The sequence below is a fragment of the Streptomyces sp. NPDC001890 genome, assembly GCF_042891445.1.
Classification (GTDB): domain Bacteria; phylum Actinomycetota; class Actinomycetes; order Streptomycetales; family Streptomycetaceae; genus Streptomyces.
In genome coordinates this window covers 140,841-160,723 of record NZ_JBIATE010000012.1, presented here as the reverse complement: position 1 = coordinate 160,723, position 19,883 = coordinate 140,841, and the positions used below count along the sequence as shown (strand labels likewise).

Annotated in this window: 16 protein-coding genes; 8 read left to right on the top strand and 8 right to left on the bottom strand. The window is 71.4% G+C overall.

Annotated features, from left to right (window positions below; all coding sequences use genetic code 11):
• Window positions 1-360 precede the first annotated feature (360 nt).
• A complete protein-coding gene (locus ACFYY1_RS26345; RefSeq protein ID WP_388589948.1) occupies window positions 361-1,368 on the top strand; it encodes a hypothetical protein in 1,008 nt (335 codons plus the stop codon).
• Between the two features lie 88 nt (window positions 1,369-1,456).
• A complete protein-coding gene (locus ACFYY1_RS26340) occupies window positions 1,457-2,986 on the top strand; it encodes an amino acid permease (RefSeq protein ID WP_388589946.1) in 1,530 nt (509 codons plus the stop codon).
• A gap of 130 nt (window positions 2,987-3,116) precedes the next feature.
• On the opposite strand, the gene ACFYY1_RS26335 is transcribed toward ACFYY1_RS26340, so the two are convergent.
• The 3 genes from ACFYY1_RS26335 to ACFYY1_RS26325 are packed head-to-tail and all read right to left on the bottom strand — an operon-like array spanning window position 3,117 to window position 6,921.
• Window positions 3,117-4,397 (bottom strand): MFS transporter, encoded by a 1,281-nt coding sequence (locus ACFYY1_RS26335; RefSeq protein WP_388589944.1) that lies wholly within the window; start codon window positions 4,395-4,397, stop codon window positions 3,117-3,119.
• 5 nt (window positions 4,398-4,402) lie between these two features.
• Window positions 4,403-5,008 (bottom strand): DUF5825 family protein, encoded by a 606-nt coding sequence (locus ACFYY1_RS26330; protein WP_388589941.1) that lies wholly within the window; start codon window positions 5,006-5,008, stop codon window positions 4,403-4,405.
• The gene (locus ACFYY1_RS26325; protein ID WP_388589939.1) at window positions 5,005-6,921 is read right to left on the bottom strand and encodes a RiPP maturation radical SAM C-methyltransferase; all 1,917 of its coding nucleotides are present in this window, start codon (window positions 6,919-6,921) and stop codon (window positions 5,005-5,007) included. The genes ACFYY1_RS26330 and ACFYY1_RS26325 overlap by 4 nt, the downstream gene beginning before the upstream one ends.
• 430 nt (window positions 6,922-7,351) lie before the next feature.
• On the opposite strand from ACFYY1_RS26325, the gene ACFYY1_RS26320 reads away from it, so the two are divergent.
• The 6 genes from ACFYY1_RS26320 to ACFYY1_RS26295 all read left to right on the top strand — a co-directional run bounded on the left by ACFYY1_RS26320 (window position 7,352) and on the right by ACFYY1_RS26295 (window position 14,912).
• A complete protein-coding gene (locus tag ACFYY1_RS26320; RefSeq protein ID WP_388589936.1) occupies window positions 7,352-8,485 on the top strand; it encodes a substrate-binding domain-containing protein in 1,134 nt (377 codons plus the stop codon).
• Window positions 8,486-8,587: 102 nt separating this feature from the next.
• Window positions 8,588-9,943 (top strand): ABC transporter substrate-binding protein, encoded by a 1,356-nt coding sequence (locus tag ACFYY1_RS26315; protein ID WP_388589933.1) that lies wholly within the window; start codon window positions 8,588-8,590, stop codon window positions 9,941-9,943.
• A gap of 94 nt (window positions 9,944-10,037) precedes the next feature.
• Window positions 10,038-11,054, top strand: coding sequence for a carbohydrate ABC transporter permease (locus ACFYY1_RS26310; protein ID WP_388589930.1), 1,017 nt, complete (start codon window positions 10,038-10,040; stop codon window positions 11,052-11,054).
• On the top strand, window positions 11,051-11,923 hold the full coding sequence (locus tag ACFYY1_RS26305; protein WP_388589927.1) for a carbohydrate ABC transporter permease: 873 nt from the start codon (window positions 11,051-11,053) through the stop codon (window positions 11,921-11,923). The genes ACFYY1_RS26310 and ACFYY1_RS26305 overlap by 4 nt, the downstream gene beginning before the upstream one ends.
• A gap of 35 nt (window positions 11,924-11,958) precedes the next feature.
• A complete protein-coding gene (locus ACFYY1_RS26300; protein ID WP_388589924.1) occupies window positions 11,959-13,014 on the top strand; it encodes a hydroxyacid dehydrogenase in 1,056 nt (351 codons plus the stop codon).
• Window positions 13,011-14,912, top strand: coding sequence for a DUF2264 domain-containing protein (locus ACFYY1_RS26295; protein ID WP_388589921.1), 1,902 nt, complete (start codon window positions 13,011-13,013; stop codon window positions 14,910-14,912). The genes ACFYY1_RS26300 and ACFYY1_RS26295 overlap by 4 nt, the downstream gene beginning before the upstream one ends.
• Window positions 14,913-14,982: 70 nt before the next feature.
• On the opposite strand, the gene ACFYY1_RS26290 is transcribed toward ACFYY1_RS26295, so the two are convergent.
• The 5 genes from ACFYY1_RS26290 to ACFYY1_RS26270 all read right to left on the bottom strand — a co-directional run bounded on the left by ACFYY1_RS26290 (window position 14,983) and on the right by ACFYY1_RS26270 (window position 19,784).
• Window positions 14,983-15,615: a lactate utilization protein C gene (locus ACFYY1_RS26290; RefSeq protein WP_388589918.1), complete on the bottom strand. Its 633-nt coding sequence runs from the start codon at window positions 15,613-15,615 to the stop codon at window positions 14,983-14,985.
• Complete coding sequence (locus ACFYY1_RS26285; RefSeq protein WP_388589915.1) at window positions 15,612-17,204, bottom strand: lactate utilization protein B; 1,593 nt, start codon at window positions 17,202-17,204, stop codon at window positions 15,612-15,614. The genes ACFYY1_RS26290 and ACFYY1_RS26285 overlap by 4 nt, the downstream gene beginning before the upstream one ends.
• Window positions 17,201-17,968 carry a (Fe-S)-binding protein gene (locus tag ACFYY1_RS26280; protein WP_388589913.1) on the bottom strand — a complete coding sequence of 256 codons (768 nt, stop codon included), beginning with the start codon at window positions 17,966-17,968 and terminating at the stop codon, window positions 17,201-17,203. The genes ACFYY1_RS26285 and ACFYY1_RS26280 overlap by 4 nt, the downstream gene beginning before the upstream one ends.
• 156 nt (window positions 17,969-18,124) lie before the next feature.
• The gene (locus tag ACFYY1_RS26275) at window positions 18,125-18,871 is read right to left on the bottom strand and encodes a FadR/GntR family transcriptional regulator (protein WP_388589910.1); all 747 of its coding nucleotides are present in this window, start codon (window positions 18,869-18,871) and stop codon (window positions 18,125-18,127) included.
• 133 nt (window positions 18,872-19,004) lie between these two features.
• Window positions 19,005-19,784: a crotonase/enoyl-CoA hydratase family protein gene (locus tag ACFYY1_RS26270; protein WP_388589908.1), complete on the bottom strand. Its 780-nt coding sequence runs from the start codon at window positions 19,782-19,784 to the stop codon at window positions 19,005-19,007.
• Window positions 19,785-19,883: the final 99 nt, after the last annotated feature.

The window sequence follows — 19,883 nt, the reverse complement described above, 5'->3', positions numbered from 1 at the left end:
CGCGTACGTCAAGCGCCGCCCGGGGCACGACCGGAACAACCGGTACATCTTTCAACGTCCTGGATAATCAGCCGACTTGAGTAAGATCCGCGAATCGGTCCGGAGTTCGGAGTGACTGGCCTTACACTCACCGCCGAGCAACAACCGGACGCTTTCGAGCAGTTCGTACTTCAACAGCTGCTTCACCCCCCACGTCCTTGAGGATTGATGAGACCGACAACCTGCCCCGAACCACCGACCACCGATGTCCCGGCCTTTTGCCATCGCACGGGTTCCATGCCGCCAACGGGTTGCGTGACGTGCTGAGCAGATCTCCCGACCGTCGCATGCCGGTTTGTCGTGCAGGGGCAGGGCAAGTCCATGGCCAACAGTGATTTCCGGCCGGTCTACCATCCGGCCGGCCATGACAACGATCTACGGGTCGCGTTACAGGACCTTCGCACCGGACGCTGGATGTCCATGCGGAGTCTGCTGGAGAGCACACCGGACTGGACCCTGTGGACCCAGCGCACACAGGTGCTCGGGGCGGTTGCCGCCGGTTCGGACGCGGTGCAGGCCTGGCTGGCCGAGGACCCCCGGAGCGTCGCCGCCACGGTGATGCAGGCGCGCGTCGTCGTCGAGCGGGCGGTGCGCGCCCACCGCGAGGGTCACCACCGGGCACAGGAGTTGTGGCAGGAGGCCTGGCAGGCGTGCCGGACGGCCGCGAACGCCTCGCCCGCGGACCCGGTGCCGTGGGTGTGCCTGCTGGCCCTGTCCCAGCTGGACGAACACCAGCAGCTGGAGGAACACCGGCTGCACCCGCCGGGGCCGATGCTCTTCCCCGGCCCGTGGGGGCTGCTGGCCGAGGCCGACAAGCGCGATCCGTGCAACCGCGAGGCCTACCACCGGATGCTCCAGTTCGTGTACGCGCGCAAGGCCGGCGGATCGCTCTCGGAGGCCGTCAACTTCGTTCAGTGGGCTGCCTCTTCGGCGCCCGACGGCTCCGCACTGCACGTGCTGCCGCTGTATGTGCGGGTCGAGCGCTACCGCCGCGAGCAGGGCCACGAGAAGGCCCTGGACCTGCACTGGGTCACCGAGGACGCGGAACGGGACGCGGCCCGTGCGCTGGAGCTCTGGTTCCGTCGCACACCACCGATCTCACACTCCCTGCTCGACCTCAACCACCTGGCCCACGCTCTGTGGGGCGCCCTCCAATTCGCCGATGCCGCAACGGTGTTCCAGGAGCTCGGCCCCTATTTCACCTCGGTTCCCTGGGTGTACCGCACACGGGGCCGCAAGGGCCCCGGAGACGCGGAGGACGTCTTCCTGCGTGCCCGCAGCCGCTGTCTCTCCGCCCCCCGCGATCCCGGACGGGGGCCGCAGCGCTGAGCGACGGCGCCACGATGCCGTGCGCCCGCCCCTTGCCGGACCGATACCTGACCGTCCCTTCCACAACCCGCTCACGGAGGTTTTCCCGATGTCCATATCCACCCCGACCCAGTCGGGTGCGGAGGCAACCCCGCCGAAGGACGAGGAGGAGCGGCTGCGCGAACTCGGCTACCAGCCGGTGCTCGCCCGCCGCATGGGAGGCTTCGGCAACTTCGCCATCAGCTTCTCCGTCATCTCGATCCTGTCCGGCTGCATGACCCTGTACGGCTTCGGCATGTCGACCGGTGGTCCGGCCGTGATGCTCTGGGGCTGGGCCGGTGTCGGGCTCTTCGTGCTCTGTGTCGGCATGGCGCTCGCCGAGGTCACCAGCGCGTACCCGACCTCGGGAGCGCTGTACTACATGGCCGACCGGCTCGGCGGCCGCAAGTGGGGCTGGTACACCGGCTGGCTGAATCTGCTGGGTCTGCTGGGCGCGATCGCGGGCATCGACTACGGTGCGGCACTGTTCACCGGTGCGCTGATGAACCTCCAGTGGGGATTCACTCCCACGCCCGGCAAGACAATGATCATTTTTGTCTGCATCCTGCTGCTGCACGCCGTGCTGAACCTCTTCGGCGTCCGCCTCGTCAGCGTCCTCAACTCCATCAGCGTCTGGTGGCACCTCGCCGGTGTCGCGGTGATCGTCACCGTGCTGGCGATCGTCCCCTCGCACCACCAGTCGCCGTCGTTCGTCTTCACCGAGTTCGTCAACGACACGGGCTGGCACAACCCGTTGTACGTGGCGGCGATCGGCCTGCTCCTCGCTCAGTACACCTTCTGCGGCTACGACGCGTCGGCGCACCTGTCGGAGGAGACGTCGAACGCCTCCGTGACGGCGGCCAAGGGCATCGTCCGCGCGATCTGGGTCTCCTGGATCGCCGGCTTCGTGCTGCTCGCCGGGCTGACCTTCGCCATCCAGGACTACGCGGGCGCCCAGAACAGCGACACCGGTGTGCCGCCCGCGCAGATCATGATCGACGCGCTGGGCACCTCCGGGGCCACCGCACTGCTGCTGATCGTGATCGCGGCCCAGCTGTTCTGCGGCAACGCCGAGGTCGCTGCCGCGAGCCGGATGGTGTTCGCCTTCAGCCGTGACAACGCCCTGCCGGGGTCGGCGCTGTGGCACAAGGTGAGCGCCCGCACCCAGACGCCCGTCAACGCGGTGTGGCTGTCGGTCGTCGTCGCCGGAGTGCTCGCCCTGCCCTCGCTGTACTCCGCCACCGCGTACGGTGCGGTGACCGCGATCAACGTCATCGGCATCACGCCCGCCTACGCGATCCCGATCTTCCTGAAGCTGCGCTCCGGCAGCCGGTTCGAACGCGGGCCGTGGCACCTGGGCCGCTGGAGCAAGCCGATCGGCTGGATCGCCGTCGTGTGGGTCGCCCTCGTGACCGTGCTGTTCCTGCTCCCGCAGTCCTCCCCGGTGACGGTCGACTCGATGAACTACGCGTCGATCGCGCTGATCGCGGTGCTGGTCCTGGCCACCGTGTGGTGGTTCGTCGCCCGCCGTTCGTACAGCACGCCATCGGCGTACGGAAACGCCCGCGAGCAGGCGGAGATCGAGGAAGGCATCGTCTGATCCGGTCCTTCTCCCCACCGGCCCTTCCGGAACCGCCCCGCCGACAGGCAGCGGTCCGGGAGGGCCGTGTGCGTGGTGGATCCCCGCACGGCCCGAGACGTCACGCGCCGCGTCCCTTCGGTTCCACGCGCTACGGCAGCCAGAGGCAGGCGGCGGCCACCAGTGCCACCGTCGCCCCGCCGGTGAGCACCGGCACATTGCCCAGCCAGGCGGCGAGCGCACCGCCGCCGAGGGCGCCGATCGGCACCGTACCGATGAGCGCGGCCTGCAGGACCCCGGCGACCCGGCCCTGGAGCTCGGGCGGTGTGATCAGTTGCTGGGTGGTGGTCATGGAGATGGCCCAGACCGTGGCCGCGAGACCGAAGACGAACTGGTACGCGAACAGCGCCGGGAAGCCGGGCCCCAGGGAGGCGCCCGGAATCAGGAAGATCGCGAGGGCGGCCACCACGGCGCAGATCCGGGTCGCCCTGGCCAGTCCGATGGTGGCGGCGAAGCGTCCCGCCAATAGCACTCCGAGGACGGTGGCGACGCTGAACGCGGCGTAGACCGTTCCCAACTGCCAGGCGGGCAGACCGAGATCACGCGTGGCGTAGAGCACGAAGAGCGCGTCGACGGCTCCGCTGCCGAGGTTGAACCCGGCCCCGGCGAGCACCTGTCGGCGCAACAGCCTTTCGCCGCGCACCACTTCGATTCCGGCGCGCAGTGCGGCTGCCCGGGGTTCCTTCTCCCGACTTGCTTTCCGGACCGATGAGTTGAGGGTGGCGGGGAGCCCCATCAGCAACAGTGCCTCGATGCCGTACGCCACACAGGCGGCCAGCAGTGCGGTGGAGGCCCCGGTCAGGCCCACCAGTACACCGCCGAGCGCGGGGCCGCCGATCTGCCCGGTGGTCCGGGCCCCGGTCAGCGCCGAGTTGGCGGACAGCAGCTGCTCGGGGTGCACGACCCGGGGCAGGGCAGCCTGGAGGGCGACGGCGAGCATGGAGGTCAGCGCGCCGGACAGAGCGGCCACCACGTACAGCTGGGGCAGCCCGAGCCGTCCCAGGGTGTCCGCCAGGGGTACGGAGCCGACGACCAGCACCTGGAGAACGGTGAGGAGCACGGTCAGTGCGCGCAGCCGTGCCCGGTCGACCAGCACCCCGGCGAACGGGCTGAGCAGCGCACCGGGGAGGTAGCTCAGCGCCATCAGCGCGGAGGCGCCGAAGGGCCCGGCGCCCAGGCGGGTCACGGCGAGCAGCGCGAGGGCCAGGGTGGTGACCTGGCGCCCGACGGAGCTGGCGATCTGTTCCCCGCACAGCAGCGCGAACGGCCGGTGGCGCAGCAGGGCACGTCCGGACCGCCCGGAGTGGTCGGTCCCGGCGCCGGAGGAACGGATCCCGGCTGACGGGCTCGGCGGCTCGGGCGGCTGCTCCATCCCGTTCAGATGTCGGTGCAGGGGACGGGCCACCGGCGGAGGCGGGGCGGCAGGGCCACCACCCAGCCGTCGGTCACCCGGGCGAGGCGTTCCGCCGCCAGCAGCTCCACCGCTTCCCGGCCGACTGCGGTCAGTGCGGCCATGGCAGTGGGGTCCTGGACGGTGCGGAACGTGGCGAGCAGATCGGGGTCCTCGATCGTGAAGCGGGCGGCGGCCGATGGCTCCCTGCGGTCCATGACGGTGACGAAGTCCGGTCCGCGCCGGTGGTAGAGCTGTCCGTAGGCGTGGCGGTCCCGCCAGGTGGTGAGCTCCGGAGGTTCGCCGGGCAGCGGGCCGGGGGCCGGCAGGTGGCGCAGCAGACGCGCCGTGTCGGCCACCTCGTGCGCGGGCCCGGTGAACAGCGGGTCGTCGGTCGCCGGAAGCCAGCGCACGACGAGATCGTGGCTCTGGCACTCGCGCAGGAACCGGACCGCTTCCGCGGCCGGCCGTCCGGCCGCGCCGATCCGCAGGGGTTCGTCGACCGTCACCAGCCGTCCTCGGATCCGGTGCGGCACCTGCCCGGCCGGCAGGGCGGGGGCGGTGCGGGTCGGGGGTGCGGGCAGCGGGCTCATCCGGCGGCCTTCTCTCCGTTGTCCGGGGCGACCGGTGATCCGCCGCCCGTCCCGTCCGGCGCCTGGGCGCGCTCGACCGACCGGACCGGCACGTGCCAGGTGGGCAGTGACACGTACGACCGCCCGTCGTCGAAGAGGAGCCCCAGCGCGACCGCTTCGCGGAGCCATGTGTCCAGTTCCCCGGCGGTCGGCGGGTTCGTGTCGGCCGTGAGCAGCCGGTGCAGTGCCGTCCGGGTGCGGCCCGCCTCCAGGTGGCGCAGGGCGGCGGCGCGCCAGCCGGTCAGCCGGTGGGTGCGGCGCGGCCAGCCGTGGCGTCGGTCGTGGACGAGCAGCACCTCCTCGCCGTCGGGCTGTTCCAGGACCAGGGTCGAGGCGGGGTGGCCGGTGTACCAGTCGCGGGCCGCGGCCTTCAGCCGCGCTTCGGTCCCGCCGCCGATCCCGGCGGGCGGGGTGTCGAAGAGGTAGACCAGATCGGCCAGTTGTTCCTCGGGCAGGTCGTAGACGTGGCGGTACATCTCGGCGGGTCGCCGCTCGGGGAAGCCCAGCGCGGGGTTGGCGAAGTTGGGGCTGAACCGCTCCAGCTGGATGCGGTGGGCGCCGCCGGGCGGCTGGAGGTGGACGAGCGCGGGCATCTGGTCGATGACACGGGCGTAGTCCTCGGCGGTCTCTCCCGGGAAGCCGTAGAGGTAGTTCCAGGAGCAGGTGAGCGAGTGGTTCTCGCATTCGCGGAGCGTACGGATGTTGCGGGCCCCGCTCACGCCCTTGTCCATGAGCTCCAGGGCCCTGTTGCTGAGGCTCTCGATGCCGGGCTGGATGTGGACCGATCCGGCTCGGGCGAGCGTCTCCAGTTGCTCGGCGGTGAGGTTGGACTTCACCTCGTAGTGCATGCGCAGGTCCCAGCCGCTGTCGGCGGCGAGCGGGAGGAAGTCCTTGAAGTACGCCATGTCGATGATGTTGTCGACGGTGACGACGTCCAGGATGCGGTGGCGCCGGACCAGGCGGTCGACCTCGTCCCAGAGCCGGTTTCCGGGCTTGGCGCGGAAGGCCATCGCCGAGCCGTTGAGTCCGCAGAAGGTGCAGTGGTGCTTCTCGCCCCACCAGCAGCCCCGGGCCCCCTCCACCACGAGTTTCGGATGGACGTACTCCGCGAGCGGGGAGGTGTCGATGGACTGCTGCCAGAGGTCGTAGTCGGGCGAGGGGATGTCGACGGGTGCGACGGTGCGCCGGGACTCCGCGTTGGCGCGCGACTGCGGCCCGTCCCACCAGCAGAGCCCGGGGACGTCGGCCGGTGCGGTGCCCGCGTCGATGTGGGCGAGCAGGGCGGGCAGGGCGTACTCCCCCTCGCCGCGCACCACATGGTCGACGAAGCGATGGTTGCGGTGCAGGGCGTGGCCCATCGGGCCGTCGCAGTTGCTGCCGCCGAACACCACGGTCAGTCCGGGGCGGCGTCGTTTGAGTTCGGCCGCGAGCGCCAGCGAGGAGACATTCTGCATGAACGTGGAGGTGAAACCGACGACGTCGGGCGCGTCGTCGAGTATCGCGCCGGCGCTGTCGTCGATGAACTCCGCGGCGTGGACCCTCATCGCGGTCGCGGTGGATATGTCGGTCCCGCGCCGCGTGGCGTACTCCTTGAGCTGCGCCACGCCCCATTCGGGATCGTTGTACAGGACGCCGGAGAACACCCAGTCCCCGAGGCCGTCGAAGATCGATTCACTGCCGACCGCGACATGGTCGCCGGGCCGGATCGCCCCCTGCGAGCGTTCCAGCAGGAATTCCGCCCAGCGCAGGGAGCCGTGGAACTCGCGCACCTCGTCGTCCGGCCGGGTCCGGTCCAGCAGCGCGTGCAACAGCCCCACCTGGAGCGAGGGGAGTTCGATCGGCTGCCACGGCATGGTGACCAGATGTATTCGCACTGCGCCTCCCACGGCACGGGGGGCGGACGCCGGATCGCGTCCGGCGTCCGCCCCTTTTCGTCACTGTCCGGCCGTGGCGCACCGGCCCCGGAAGGGCGATCGCGTCAGGTGCCGGCTGAACCGGAACGCACCGGTTCAGCGCGTCGGACGCTTCTCGATCGTCTGCCGTTCGCGGTTCTTCGCCTCTTCCTCGCGAACCACTACCTTCTTGATCTCCATGTGCCCCTCCCCTCGGCCTCCGGTCTCAAGTCCGTTGACGTTAGGTCGCGTTGTGACGCAGTCGCAAGAGTGCCTGCTGGGGCCGGCGGGGCGGACGGGGTGTTCCGTACCCATGGCGGACCGGAGGCCGATCGCTATGCTGCGTGCCGAAGCGCTCACCGGAAGCGCTCAAACGAACAGTGCGCGGCGGTAGGGCGAGGGGGCCAGCAGCATGCGGGAGCCGGTTGAACTCAGGCGTCAGCGAATCCTGTCGGTGGTGGAGTCGCGCGGCGCCGTGAAGGTCAGCGCGCTCGCGGCCGAGCTCGACGTCTCGGTGGTCACGGTCCGGCGGGACGTCGAGGAGCTGGCCCGGGACGGGCGGCTGCGGCGCGGGCACGGAGTGGCCCGCCCGGTGCGGGAGCCGGTCCCGACCGGCGCGGTCCCGGCGGCCCGGGGCGAGGAGCCGGCCGGGGAGGCCGGGGCGGTCGCCCTGGTCGTCCCGGAGCGGCACACGTACCTGTACGAGACCCTGCACGGTGCCCGCTCCGTGCTGGAGGAGCACGGGATCCGGATCGCCCTGCACATCGCGCCCCCGTCGGCCGGTGCCGAACGTCCGCTGGTCGAGCGGGCGCTGGCGGACGGGGCGCGCGGGCTGCTGATCGCGCCGCGCTGGCCCAGTACCCGCTCGGAGGAGCTGGACCACGGCTGGCTCGCGGACGTGGGGGTGCCGACCGTGCTGATGGAGCGGCGGCCCCGGCCGGGCAGCGCGCTGCACGCCCTGGACTCCGTCTGTTCCGATCACTGGTACGGGATCCATCTCGCCGTGGACCATCTGGTGTCGCTGGGGCATCGCCGAATCGTGCTGGCCGCCCGTGACGACAGTCCGACGGCGCGCAGCATCCGGGCCGCGTTCGCCGAGATCGCGGCGGCCCGTCCGGAGGTGGCGGACTGGTCGGTGGTGCTGAGCTCGCCCTCGGCGGCGGAGCCCCACGGGGCCGGTCCGGCGGCCGGCGGCCGGGCCGCTCTCGACCTCGCCGCGCTGCTGCGGGAGCGGGGCGCCACGGGGGCCGTGCTGCACGGCGACGTGGACGCGCTGATGCTGGTGCAGCGGCTGGCGGAGAGCGGTGTCGAGGTGCCCCGGGACTGCTCGGTGGTGGCGTACGACGATGGGGTCGCGGCCCTCGGCAGCACACCGCTGACGGCGGTGGCGCCGCCGAAGGCGGAGATCGGGCGGGCCGCCGCCGAACTGCTGCTCCACCGGCTGTCCGGTGCGGCGGGGGCGACCGGACCGGTGCGCCGCACGGAGCTGCTGCCCACGCTGAAGGTGCGTGGGTCGGCCCAGGAGCCGCACCGCTCCACCGAGTGATCGTTTGACCGTTTTAATTTTCTTCTGAGCGATCACTTGACCAGTACCGATCAGCCGATCAGGATTCCCCGTGAGCCGATTCAGCAGCCGCGGGAGGCACACATGCCCGGACGACAGAGCCGTCGGTCCGTGCTTGCCGCGATCGCCGCCCTGCCGCTGACGGGTGCGCTCGGTGCCTGCGGCGGCAGCGACGGCGACGGCCCGCCCGGACCGTCCGGGCCGGGCGACAGGGGCAGGAGACGCGCCACCCGCATCACCTTCTGGTCCGCCCTGCGCGGCAGCCAGGAGGTCGTGGACGCGTTCAACCGCACCCACGACACCGTCCAGGTCGACTTCCAGCAGGTCCCCGCGGGCTCGATGGGCGGGTACGCCAAGCTCAGCAACGCCGCCAGGGCGGGCAACGCCCCGGACGTCGCGACGATCGAGTACCCCCAGATCCCCGGCTTCGCCATCGACGGGGTCGCCCGGGACATCACCGGCCTCGTGAGCGACCGGCTGCGCACCGCCCTGCTGCCGCAGGCGCTCGGCCTGACCACCTTCGACCAGCGGGTCTTCAGCGTGCCGCTGGACGTCGAGCCGATGGTGATGCACTACCGCACCGACCTCTTCGCCGAGTACGGCCTGCCGGTCCCGCGCACCTGGGCCGAGTTCGAGGGCGTGGCCCGGACCGTGCGCCGCAAGGCCCCCGGCCGCCGGCTGACGGCCTTCGCCACGGACGGCGCCCCGCAGTTCGCCTCGTTCGCCTGGCAGGCCGGTGCCCAGTGGTTCGACACCCGGGCGGGTGCCTGGAACGTGTCGTTCGCGGACGCGCCGACCCGCCGCGTCGCCGCGTACTGGCAGCGGCTGATCGACCAGGACCTGGTCGTCGTGAACGCCGTCGACAGCCGTCAGTACGACGCGCAGCTCGCCGACGGCCAGGTGCTCACCCGGCTCAGCGGTGCCTGGGACGCCGGGGCGCAGATGAACGCACGGCCCGCGCAGAAGGGCAGGTGGGCCATCGCGCCGCTGCCCCAGTGGAGCCCGTCCGCCGCCGCGCTCGGCACCCACGGCGGGTCCACCTTCGCGGTCACCTCCGGCAGCAGCCACCCGGAGGCCGCCATGGAGTTCATCGAGTGGCAGGTGTCGCACCCCGACGCGCTGCGCGCCCGGCTCGCCGGCGGCACCAGCAGCCAGTACCCGGCCGCCCCCGGCCTCGTCGCCGTCGGCCGGAAGGCCTTCGACCGCGGCTACTACGACGGCCAGGACATCTACGCGCTCTTCGAGCAGGAGGCGCACAAGATCAGGGACGGCTGGACATGGGGACCACGGATGTCCGCCTCCCAGAAGGTGATGCAGGACGGCTTCGCCCGGGTGGGCGGCGGCCGGGGCTCACTGATCGACGCCGTGCGCGCGACCCAGCGGGGCACCATGCCGGACCTCAGGGCCCTGGGACTAGCCACCACCGAGCACAGCACCTGACCGCGCCCCCGTCTCCTCCCCCGTAACCCCGTTCCCCTCCCCCGCACCCCGTACCGGCAGCAGCCCTTCCAGCAGCAGAGAGGCAGGTGACACCGTGCCCAGCCACCTCACCACCCCCGCTCCCGCCCCCACGCGTCCGCCGGCGCACCCCTCGGGGACCCCCGGGGAGCGACCACCTGCCGCCGGACCGGCGCGCCGCGCCCGCAGGGCCGCCAGGCGCCGTGAACTCGGCGCGTGCGGCGCGCTGATGACCCCCTTCTTCATCCTTCTCGTGACGGTCTTCCTGATACCCGTCGGGACGGCCGTGTGGCTCAGCTTCTTCGCCGACGACCAGCCGGGCCTCGGCTTCGGACCGGAGCGGACGGTCTTCGTCGGGCTCCGCGCCTACACCGCCGTGCTGACCGACCCGACGTTCATCGGCGGACTGGGCACCGTCGTCCTGTACTGCCTGCTCTACATCCCGCTGATGGTGACCGGCTCCCTGGCGCTCGCCCTGCTGCTGGACTCCGGGGCGGTACGGCTGCGGTCCTGGGCCCGGCTCGGGCTGTTCCTGCCGCACGCGGTGCCCGGCATCATCGCGGCCGTCATCTGGCTGTACCTGTACACCCCGGGACTCAGCCCGGTGATCGAACTGCTGGGCAAGGCCGACATCACCGTCGACTTCCTCGGCGTGCACACCGTCGTGCCGTCGATCGTGAACATCGCCCTGTGGAGCAATCTCGGCTACAACATGGTCGTCTTCCACGCCGCCCTCCAGGCCGTGCCCCGCGAGGTGATCGAGGCGTCGGTGGTCGACGGCGCGGGTCCGGTCCGTACCGCGCTCCAGGTCAAGGCCCCGCTGGTGCGTTCGTCGATCGTGATGGTCGCGATGTTCACCCTGATCTTCGCCCTGCAGCTGTTCACCGAACCGATGCTGCTCGGCCAGGCCACACCGGTGATCAACTCGCGTTTCTCGCCCAGCATGTACATCTACGACGCGGCGTTCACCCGTAACAACTACGGCCTCGCCGCAGCCGCCTCGGTCGTCCTGCTCGTCTGCACGATCGCGCTCTCATACGGCGTCACCCGCTGGTCCAACCGCGCGGGGACCCCCGAGGAGGACGCCCGATGAGCGCGAGTCAGGCCATCGCCCGGGGCGCGCGGCGGCCCCGGCTCCTGGGCCGCGCCGTCGTCAACCTCGTCGTCGGCATCTCGGTGCTGTACACACTGCTGCCCGTGCTGTGGCTGGTGCTCGCCGCCTCGAAGGACCGCGACGCGCTGTTCGGCAGCGAGGTGCTCTCGCTGAACCACTTCTCCTTCGGACAGAACCTCAAGGACCTGTTCGCGATGGACGGCGGACTGTACGGGCGCTGGTACGGCAACAGCCTGCTGTACGCGGTCCTGGGAGCCGCGCTCGGCACGATGGTGAGCATCGCCTGCGGGTACGCCTTCGACAAGTACCGCTTCGCGCACAAGGAGAAGCTGTTCGCCCTGGTGCTGGCGGCGGTGATGGTGCCGCAGACCGTGCTCGCGCTGCCGCTCTACCTGATGGCTTCCGGCACCGGACTGGTCAACACCTTCTGGTCGGTCTTCATCCCGGTGCTCTTCAACCCGTTCGGGGTCTACCTCGGCCGGATCTTCAGCCGCGGGTACGTGCCGGACGAGGTGCTGGAGGCTGCGCGGATGGACGGCGCCGGCGAGCTGGCGGCCTACTTCCGGGTCGCCCTGCGGATGCTGGGGCCGGGTCTGGTCACCGTCTTCCTCTTCCAGCTCACGGCGATCTGGAACAACTTCTTCCTGCCGATGGTGATGCTCTCCGACCAGCATCTCTATCCGGTCAGCCTCGGCCTCTACACATGGAACAGCGCCGCCAACGTCTCACCCGAGTACTACCCCGTAGTGATCATGGGTTCGCTGCTAGCGGTCCTGCCGTTGATTCTCGCCTTCGCCCTGCTCCAGCGTTTCTGGAAGTCGGGGCTCACCGCAGGCGCCGTGAAGTGACCGGGCCACCGCCCCCGTTCCCCACCAGGAGAGAGATGCCCAGCACAGACCCCTCCGCCACCGCCCCCTCCGTCCCCGCCGCCCGGAACCGGCCGCGCACCGCCGTCGCCATGAAACCGGCCGCCGCGGACGCGCTCCTCGACGCCCGGTCCCTGGCCGCGCTCGACGAGGTGTGCGATCTCGCCGCCCTGCCCGCCCTCGACGACTTCTCCACCGACCGGGCCCGCACCGTGCTGGCCGACACCGAACTGCTGGTCACCGGTTGGGGCTGCCCGCCGCTCGACGCGGCCGCCCTGGACGCGGCGCCGCGGCTGCGCGCGGTCGTCCACACCGCGGGCAGTGTGCGCGGACACATCACCGAGGCCTGCTGGGAGCGCGGCATCGAGGTGTCCTCGGCGGCGGCCGCCAACGCGCTGCCGGTGGCCGAGTACACCGTCGCGATGATCCTGCTCTCCGGCAAACGGGCCCTGGAGCGCGCCCACGACTACCGGTCACGACGCCGCCGCGACAACTGGCTCGCCACCCCCGACCGGGTCGGGAACTATGGCCGCACCGTGGGCATCCTGTCCGCCTCCATGATCGGCCGGCGCGTCATCGAACTGCTGCGCCCCTACGACCTGCCCGTCCTGCTGCACGATCCATACGTCTCCGACACGGAGGCCGCCGACCTCGGCGTCCGGCCCGTCGGCCTCGCGGAACTCTTCGCGCAGAGCGACGTGGTCAGCGTCCACACCCCGCTGCTGCCGGCCACCCACGGGCTGGTCAGCCGCGAACTGCTCACCTCGATGCGCCCGGACGCCGTGCTGATCAACACCGCGCGGGGCGCCGTCGTCGACCAGGACGCGCTCGTCGACGTACTCCGGCAGGACCGGATCCGGGCGATCCTCGACGTCACCGACCCGGACACACTGCCCGCCGCACACCCCCTCTGGGACTGCGACAACGCCCTGATCACCCCGCATCTCGCAGGCTCGCAGGGCAACGAGCTGCGGCGACTGGTCGATCTGGCGGCGGGCGAGGCCGGCCGCTGGGCCGCGGGCGACGGTTTCGCCCATCCCGTACGACGCGAAAGGCTGGCGTTCCTCGCATGACCGCTCCGCATCCGATCTCACCCCTCGAACTCCCGGCGGACGACCGGGTGTCGAGCCCGTACACCGGCTACACCCGCGCGCACTGGGAGGCCGCCGCCGACGGGCTGCTCCGGGCCGCCTGGCAGTGGGCGACGCCGGGCGGCGCCCTGTTGGACCTGCCGGGCCGGCCGTCCGCGTCCGGAGTGCGCTCCGACGGTCTGGAGGGTTACGCGCGCACCTTCCTCGCCGCCGCCTTCCGGGTCGCGGGCGCTCAGGGCGAGGACCCGCACGGCTGGCTCGACCGGTACGCGGACGGGCTCGCGGCCGGTACCCGTACCCCGGGCCGCGAGGACGCCGAGTCCTGGCCGCTGATCCGCGACCACACCGTGTTCGGCCAGCCCATGGTCGAGTCCGCCTCGGTGGCCATAGGTCTGCGGCTGACCCGGCCGTGGCTCTGGGACCGGCTGGACGCCGGGGTCCAGGACCGGACCGAACAGTGGCTGCGCGACGCGCTGCGGCACACCCCCGCCCCCAACAACTGGTACCTCTTCCCCTACTCCGTGGCCGGGTTCCTGGAGTCCGTGGGCCGTGGCGACGCGCAGACCGCACGGGCCAAGGAGCGGGCCCTCGAACTGCTGGAGGGCTGGTACCGGGGCGACGGCTGGTACGCGGACGGCGACGGCCGGGCCTTCGACCACTACAACGGCTGGGCGCTGCACCTCTACCCCGTGCTGGACGCGCATCTGTCGGGCGACGCCGGACTGTCCGCGCACTACGGCGCCCGGCTGCGCGAGCACCTGGAGGGCTACTCGCTGCTGTTCGGGGGCGACGGGGCGCCGATCCACTTCGGCCGCTCGCTGACCTACCGCTTCGCGGCGGCCTCCTCGGTGGCGCTCGGAGCCGTCAGCGGGCACACCCCGCTCACGCCCGGCGCCTCCCGGCGGGTGATCAACGGATCGCTGCGCTACTTCCTGGACCGGGGCGCGACCGGTACGGACGGGCTGCTGAACCTGGGCTGGCACGGCCCGCACGAGGCGTCGCTGCAGAACTACTCGGCGCCCGCCTCGCCGTACTGGGCGTCCAAGGCCTTCGTGTCGCTGCTCGCCCCGGACGGCCATCCGCTGTGGACCGCGACCGAGGAACCCGCGCCCAGCGAGGGCCCCGACCGGGTTCTCGCACTGCCCGCGCCCGGACTGCTCGTGCAGACCACCCGCGCGGACGGGATCGTACGGCTGCACAACCACGGCAGCGACCATGTGCGCCCGCACGAGGGCGAGTCGGGTGTGCAGGACGACCCGCTGTACAGCCGCCAGTCCTACTCCACGGTGACCGGTCCCACGTCGAGGGCGAACGCGGCGGACAACCACCTGGCCGTGGTCGTCGCCGGGGCCCGCAGCGGTCGCCGGGTCATCCGTGCGCTGGGCGCGGGCGGGGGCGACGGCTGGGGCTGGGCCGCCTCCTGGCACCGCCCGGTGTTCACGTCGGGCTCGCCGATGGTGCCGGGGCTGCGCGTGGAGAGCGTCACGGTGGTGCGCGGCCGCTACGAACTGCGGGCGCACCGGGTGCTCGGCGCGCCGGACGGGGCCCGGGTGGAGCAGACGGGCTGGGCGACCGGCCGCGACGACACCCTGACCTCCGCGCTGCACGGTCTGCACGGCTGGGAGTCCCGGGACGAGGTGCGGGCTCCGCAGGGCACCGCGTACACGCCCTGGGCCCTGGTGCCCCGGCTGTCCGCCTCCGTGTCCGGCTCGGCGGTCCTGGTCGCGCTGGCCTCGCTGACCGCGGAGCCCGACGCGGCGCCGCTCGACACGGTGGTCGACGCGGTGACGGTGGACGGGGACACGGTGGAGGTCCGCTGGGCGCAGGACGGGACGACGACACGTATCGGCTTCGAGCCGGTGACGGTCACGCACGGCTGAGCGCCGGGGTGCGCGGCGCGGAGCCTTCCGCAGCCGCCGCGCACCCCGCCCGCCGGGCAGGCTCCGCGGGTCACATGTCCGTCCGGATCACCACGGCCAGGGTGCGCGGACCGTGCACGCCCTCCACCCGTTCCAGCTCGATGTCGGAGGTGGCCGAGGGGCCGCTGATCAGCGTCGTCGGGCGCTGCGGCACCAGCCGCGCCACCGCTTCCGGCACACCGGTCTCGACCGTCGACAGGTCGACGACGCAGACGTGGAGATCGGGAACGAGGGACAGTGCCCGCCGCCCCTGGTCGGGCGAACCGTCCAGGAAGATGGTGCCGGTCTCGGCGCAGCTGACGGCCGAGGCGGTGACGACCCCGTCCAGTGCGTCGAGCCGGGGCGCCGGGATGTCGGCGGAGTCCTGCTGGACCTCGCCGTCGTACGCGTCGAGCCAGCGTGCGTCGAGCCCGGCCGGCACACCGATCCGCCGCGCCCCGCGCTCCCGCAGCACCTCGGCGACGACCTCCGCGGTGCGTTCGGCGGTGCAGGTGTGCACGGTGGCCTTGTAGTCGACGAGCCGGTCGGTGAAGAGGGCCAGGCGCTGGTCGTGGGGGAGGGTGCGTCCGGTGCGGTAGGCACGCGGGACGGCGATGTCGGGGGCGGGGGCGAGGGAGAGGGCGTCCTTGATCCGGCCCAGTACCGCTTCGCGAGCGTTCGTCACTTCTCTTCCTCCGTCTTCTCCGCCTTCTCCGATTTCTCCGCCTTCTTCCGGTTCTGTTCGTCCTTCTTCCGGTTCTGTTCGTGCTCGTCCGCGGCGGCCCGCATCGTCGCGGCGCCCTCGGCCGATGCCAGCCAGGAGCGGAAGGTCTGCTTCGGCGGCACCTGGGTGTCCCGGCTCTCGCTCCAGCCGTTGAACGGCGGGGGCAGGTGCGAGATCTTGCCGTCCCGCCCGCCGATGACCCGGCCGATCCCCGCGCCCTTCTGCGCGGCCGTGAAGAGCTTCGGATGCTTCATGACGGTGGCCGCGGCCTTCATGGCCAGCTTCTCCGCCGTCGTGCCGGACTGCTCGGTGTGCTGGTGGCGCAGTTCGACCAGGAGCGACGGAATGTCGATCTTGACCGGGCAGGCGTCGAAGCAGGCACCGCAGAGACTGGAGGCGTACGGCAGCGAGCTGTTGGGATCGTCCTTGGCCGCGTGCATCCCGGCGAGCTGCGGGGTGAGGACCGCACCGATCGGTCCGGGGTACGTCGATCCGTACGCGTGGCCGCCGGCCCGTTCGTACACCGGACAGACGTTGAGACAGGCCGAGCAGCGGATGCAGTTGAGGGCCTCGCGCCCGATCCGGTCGGCGAGCGCCGCGGTGCGGCCGTTGTCGAGCAGGACCAGATGGAAGTCCTGCGGCCCGTCGCCCGGCGTCACTCCGGTCCACATCGAGGTGTACGGGTTCATCCGCTCGCCCGTGGAGGAGCGCGGCAGCAACTGCAGGAACACTTCGAGGTCCTGGTAGCGCGGCAGCACCTTCTCGATGCCCATGACGGTGATCAGGGTGTCGGGCATCGTCAGGCACATGCGGCCGTTGCCCTCGGACTCCACGACCGCGAGCGTTCCGGTCTCGGCGATCCCGAAGTTGGCGCCGGAGACCGCCACCTTGGTCGTCATGAACTTCTCGCGCAGATAGGCGCGGGCGGCGGCGGCCAGGTGCGCGGGCACGTTGTCCAGGCGCGGGTCGACGCCCGGGATCTCCTTGAGGAAGATCTGCCGGATCTCGTCGCGGTTGCGGTGGATCGCGGGGACCAGGATGTGCGACGGCTTGTCGTGCGCGAGCTGGACGATCAGTTCGGCGAGGTCCGTCTCGTACGGGGTGATGCCGGACGATTCGAGGTGTTCGTTGAGGCCGATCTCCTGGGTGGCCATCGACTTGACCTTGATGACGTCGCTGCTGCCCGTCGCCCTGACCAGCCGGGTGACGATCTCGTTGGCCTCGACGCCGTCGCGCGCCCAGTGGACGGTGCCGCCGCGCTCGGTGACCTTGCGCTCCAGCTCCTCCAGGAGTTCGGGGAGCCGGTTCATGGTGTCGGTCTTGATGGCCGAGCCCGCCTCGCGCAGGGCTTCCCAGTCGGGCAGTTCACCGGTGACGTTCAGGCGTTTGGCGCGGATGGTGCGGGTGGCCCGGCCGAGGTTGCGGCGCAGTTGTTCGTTGCGCAGCTCGTCGTGGGCGGCCTCGGGGAACTTCCGGTCGCCGCGCAGATTGCCCGTCCCGTACGGGGAGCGGGGCGGGGTCGCGGGCATGCCGAGGAAGGTGCTGCTCATCGGACGGCCTCCGTGGGGACGTACGGCGAGGTGCGGGTGGCGGAGAGGATCTGCGCGAGGTGCAGGGTGCGGGTGCCCGACCTGATGCGGGAGAGCCCGCCGCCGATGTGCATCAGGCAGGACGAGTCGCCCGCGGTGCAGACGTCGGCCCCGGTGGTGGCGATGTTGCGCATCTTGTCCTGGAGCATCGCGGTCGACGTGTCGGCGTTCTTGACGGCGAAGGTGCCGCCGAACCCGCAGCAGGAGTCGGCTTCGGGGAGCTCGACGAGGTCGATGGAATCGACGGCCCGGAGCAGCTTCAGGGGCTTGTCGCCGACGTGCAGCATGCGCAGGGAATGACAGGTGGGGTGGTACGTCACCCGGTGCGGGAAGTACGCGCCGACGTCGTCCACCTCCAGGACGTCCACGAGGAACTCCGACAGCTCGTACGTCTTGGCCTTGACGGTGGCGACGCCCGCGCGCAGCGCGGCGTCCCCGTACCGTTCGGCGACGATCTCGTGCTGGTGACGGACCGAGCCCGCGCACGATCCGGACGGCATGACGACGGCGTCGATCGAGGCGTCGCCGAACTGGTCGGCGAAGTTCCGCACCAGGGGTACGGGTTCGCGCTGGTAGCCGGTGTTCACATGCATCTGACCGCAGCAGGTCTGCCCCGGCGGGAACACCACGTCGTGGCCCAGGCGGGCGAGCAGGACCGCGGTCGATTTCACCGCCTCGGGGAAGAGCGTGTCTCCCAGACAGGTGGCGAAGAGTCCGATGCGCATGGGGGTCTCTCCGATCGCTTCTCCATTTTTATGGTCCGACCATACTAGCCTCGGTCCGGAACGTGAAGGACGCGACACGAGGAGCCGGAGCAGAGAAAGTCATGCACCTGACAAATCTTGAATCCTCACACCACCGATCGGGCCCCACCCCCTGCGTCAGGATTCCTCCGGGCCTCGGTCGGAGTTCTCGTCGACCAGCGTGCCGTGCAGGCTGCGAATGTGCTTCTCGACCAGGTCGGCGGCGCTCGCACCGTCGCCCGCACGCACCCGCCTCAGCAGCTCGGCGTGCTCCGCGTTGAGCGCGGCGGAGGTGGCCGGCCAGTCCTCGGCCGCCTCCAGGGCCCTCAGGATCAGCGGTCGCACCGATTCACGGACGGCGGAGGTGAGCGTGGAGGTCAGTTCATTGCCGGAGCTGCGGGCGATGTGCACATGGAACCGGGTGTCCAGATCATTGAACTCCGCCACCGTGACGTCCGGCTCCCCCATGCGTACGACCAGCGCCTCCGCCTCGTCGAGATCCGCCGGGGAGGCATGCATGGCAGCCGCCTCGAAGCTGGACCGCTCCAGCACGACGCGCGCCTCCAGGACGTCCTCCAGGCTGTAGCTGCCCAGCGCGAAGTGCAGTCGCAGCAACCGCCCGAGCGCGTCGTCGGGGTTGCGTACGATCCGCGCCCCGGAATCCGGCCCCCGGCCCGGCTGCGCGACCAGCACGCCGATGGTCTCCAGAACCCTCAGCGCCTCGCGCAGCGCGGACCGGCTGACCCCGAGCACCGGCGCGAGCTCGCGCTCGGGCGGCAGTCGGTCGCCCGCCCTGAGCTCACCGGCGAAGACCCGCTCCTCGATGCTCTGGAGCACGAGCTCATGCGTACGGGACTGCCGTACGGGTTGCCATTCGACGGGCATCCGTCACCCCCTGCCTCGGCCGGAATCGTCCGGTTGCCGTCGCCTCTGCTGCCGGATCTTCCACTATGTCACACACCACATATGGTCGGACCAAAGAGGCGATGCCGACAGGTCCCACCCGCCGGCCAACCGGTCACCCGTCGAAGGATCCGTGGCGGCCCGCGCCGCCTCCGAACCGCTCGGCCCCGGCCTGCGTCTCCCCTGCGGTCAGCGGCACCAGACCGTGCCGGTACTCCTGGGCCAGCGCCTCCGGTTCGCTCAGGCCGTGCTGCTCGCGCACCGAAAGCCGGTCGTGGCGCAGGCACAGCTGCGGGAACGCGGCGATCTCGCGGGCGAGGTCCTCCGCCGCGCCGCGTGCCTCGCCGGGTGGCACGATCCGGTTGGCGAGCCCCATGGCGTACGCCTCGGCGGCCGGTACGGGGCGCCCGGTGAGGATCATGTCCATGGCCCGGCTCTCCCCGATGAGCCTCGGCAGCCGTACCGTTCCGCCGTCCACCAGCGGCACTCCCCAGCGCCGGCAGAACACCCCGAACACCGCGTCCTCCTCCGCCACCCGCAGATCGCACCAGAGGGCGAGCTCCAGGCCCCCGGCCACCGCGTGGCCGGAGACCGCCGCGATGACGGGCTTGCCCAGGTGCATGCGGGTCGGCCCCATCGGCCCGTCGCCCTCGGCCAGGACCTTGTTGCCCCGCTCCGTTCCGATGCCCTTCAGGTCGGCGCCCGAGCAGAACGTACCGCCCGCGCCCCACAGCACTGCGACAGTTGCTTCCGGGTCGCCCTCGAACTGCCTGAAGGCGTCGGCCAGTTGGCGGGCGGTCGGCCCGTCCACCGCGTTGCGGACCTCGGGACGGTCGAGGATCACCGTGAACACGGGGCCGTCGCGCTCGATGCGCACGGCTGCTTCTTCGCTCATCGTTCGGCCTCCCGCTGGGACGGCGGAGAACCCCTCCGGCCGGCGGGGCGTCCTGAACCCGGGCTCCGTCCGTGGGACGGAGCGCTGCCTCACCCTATT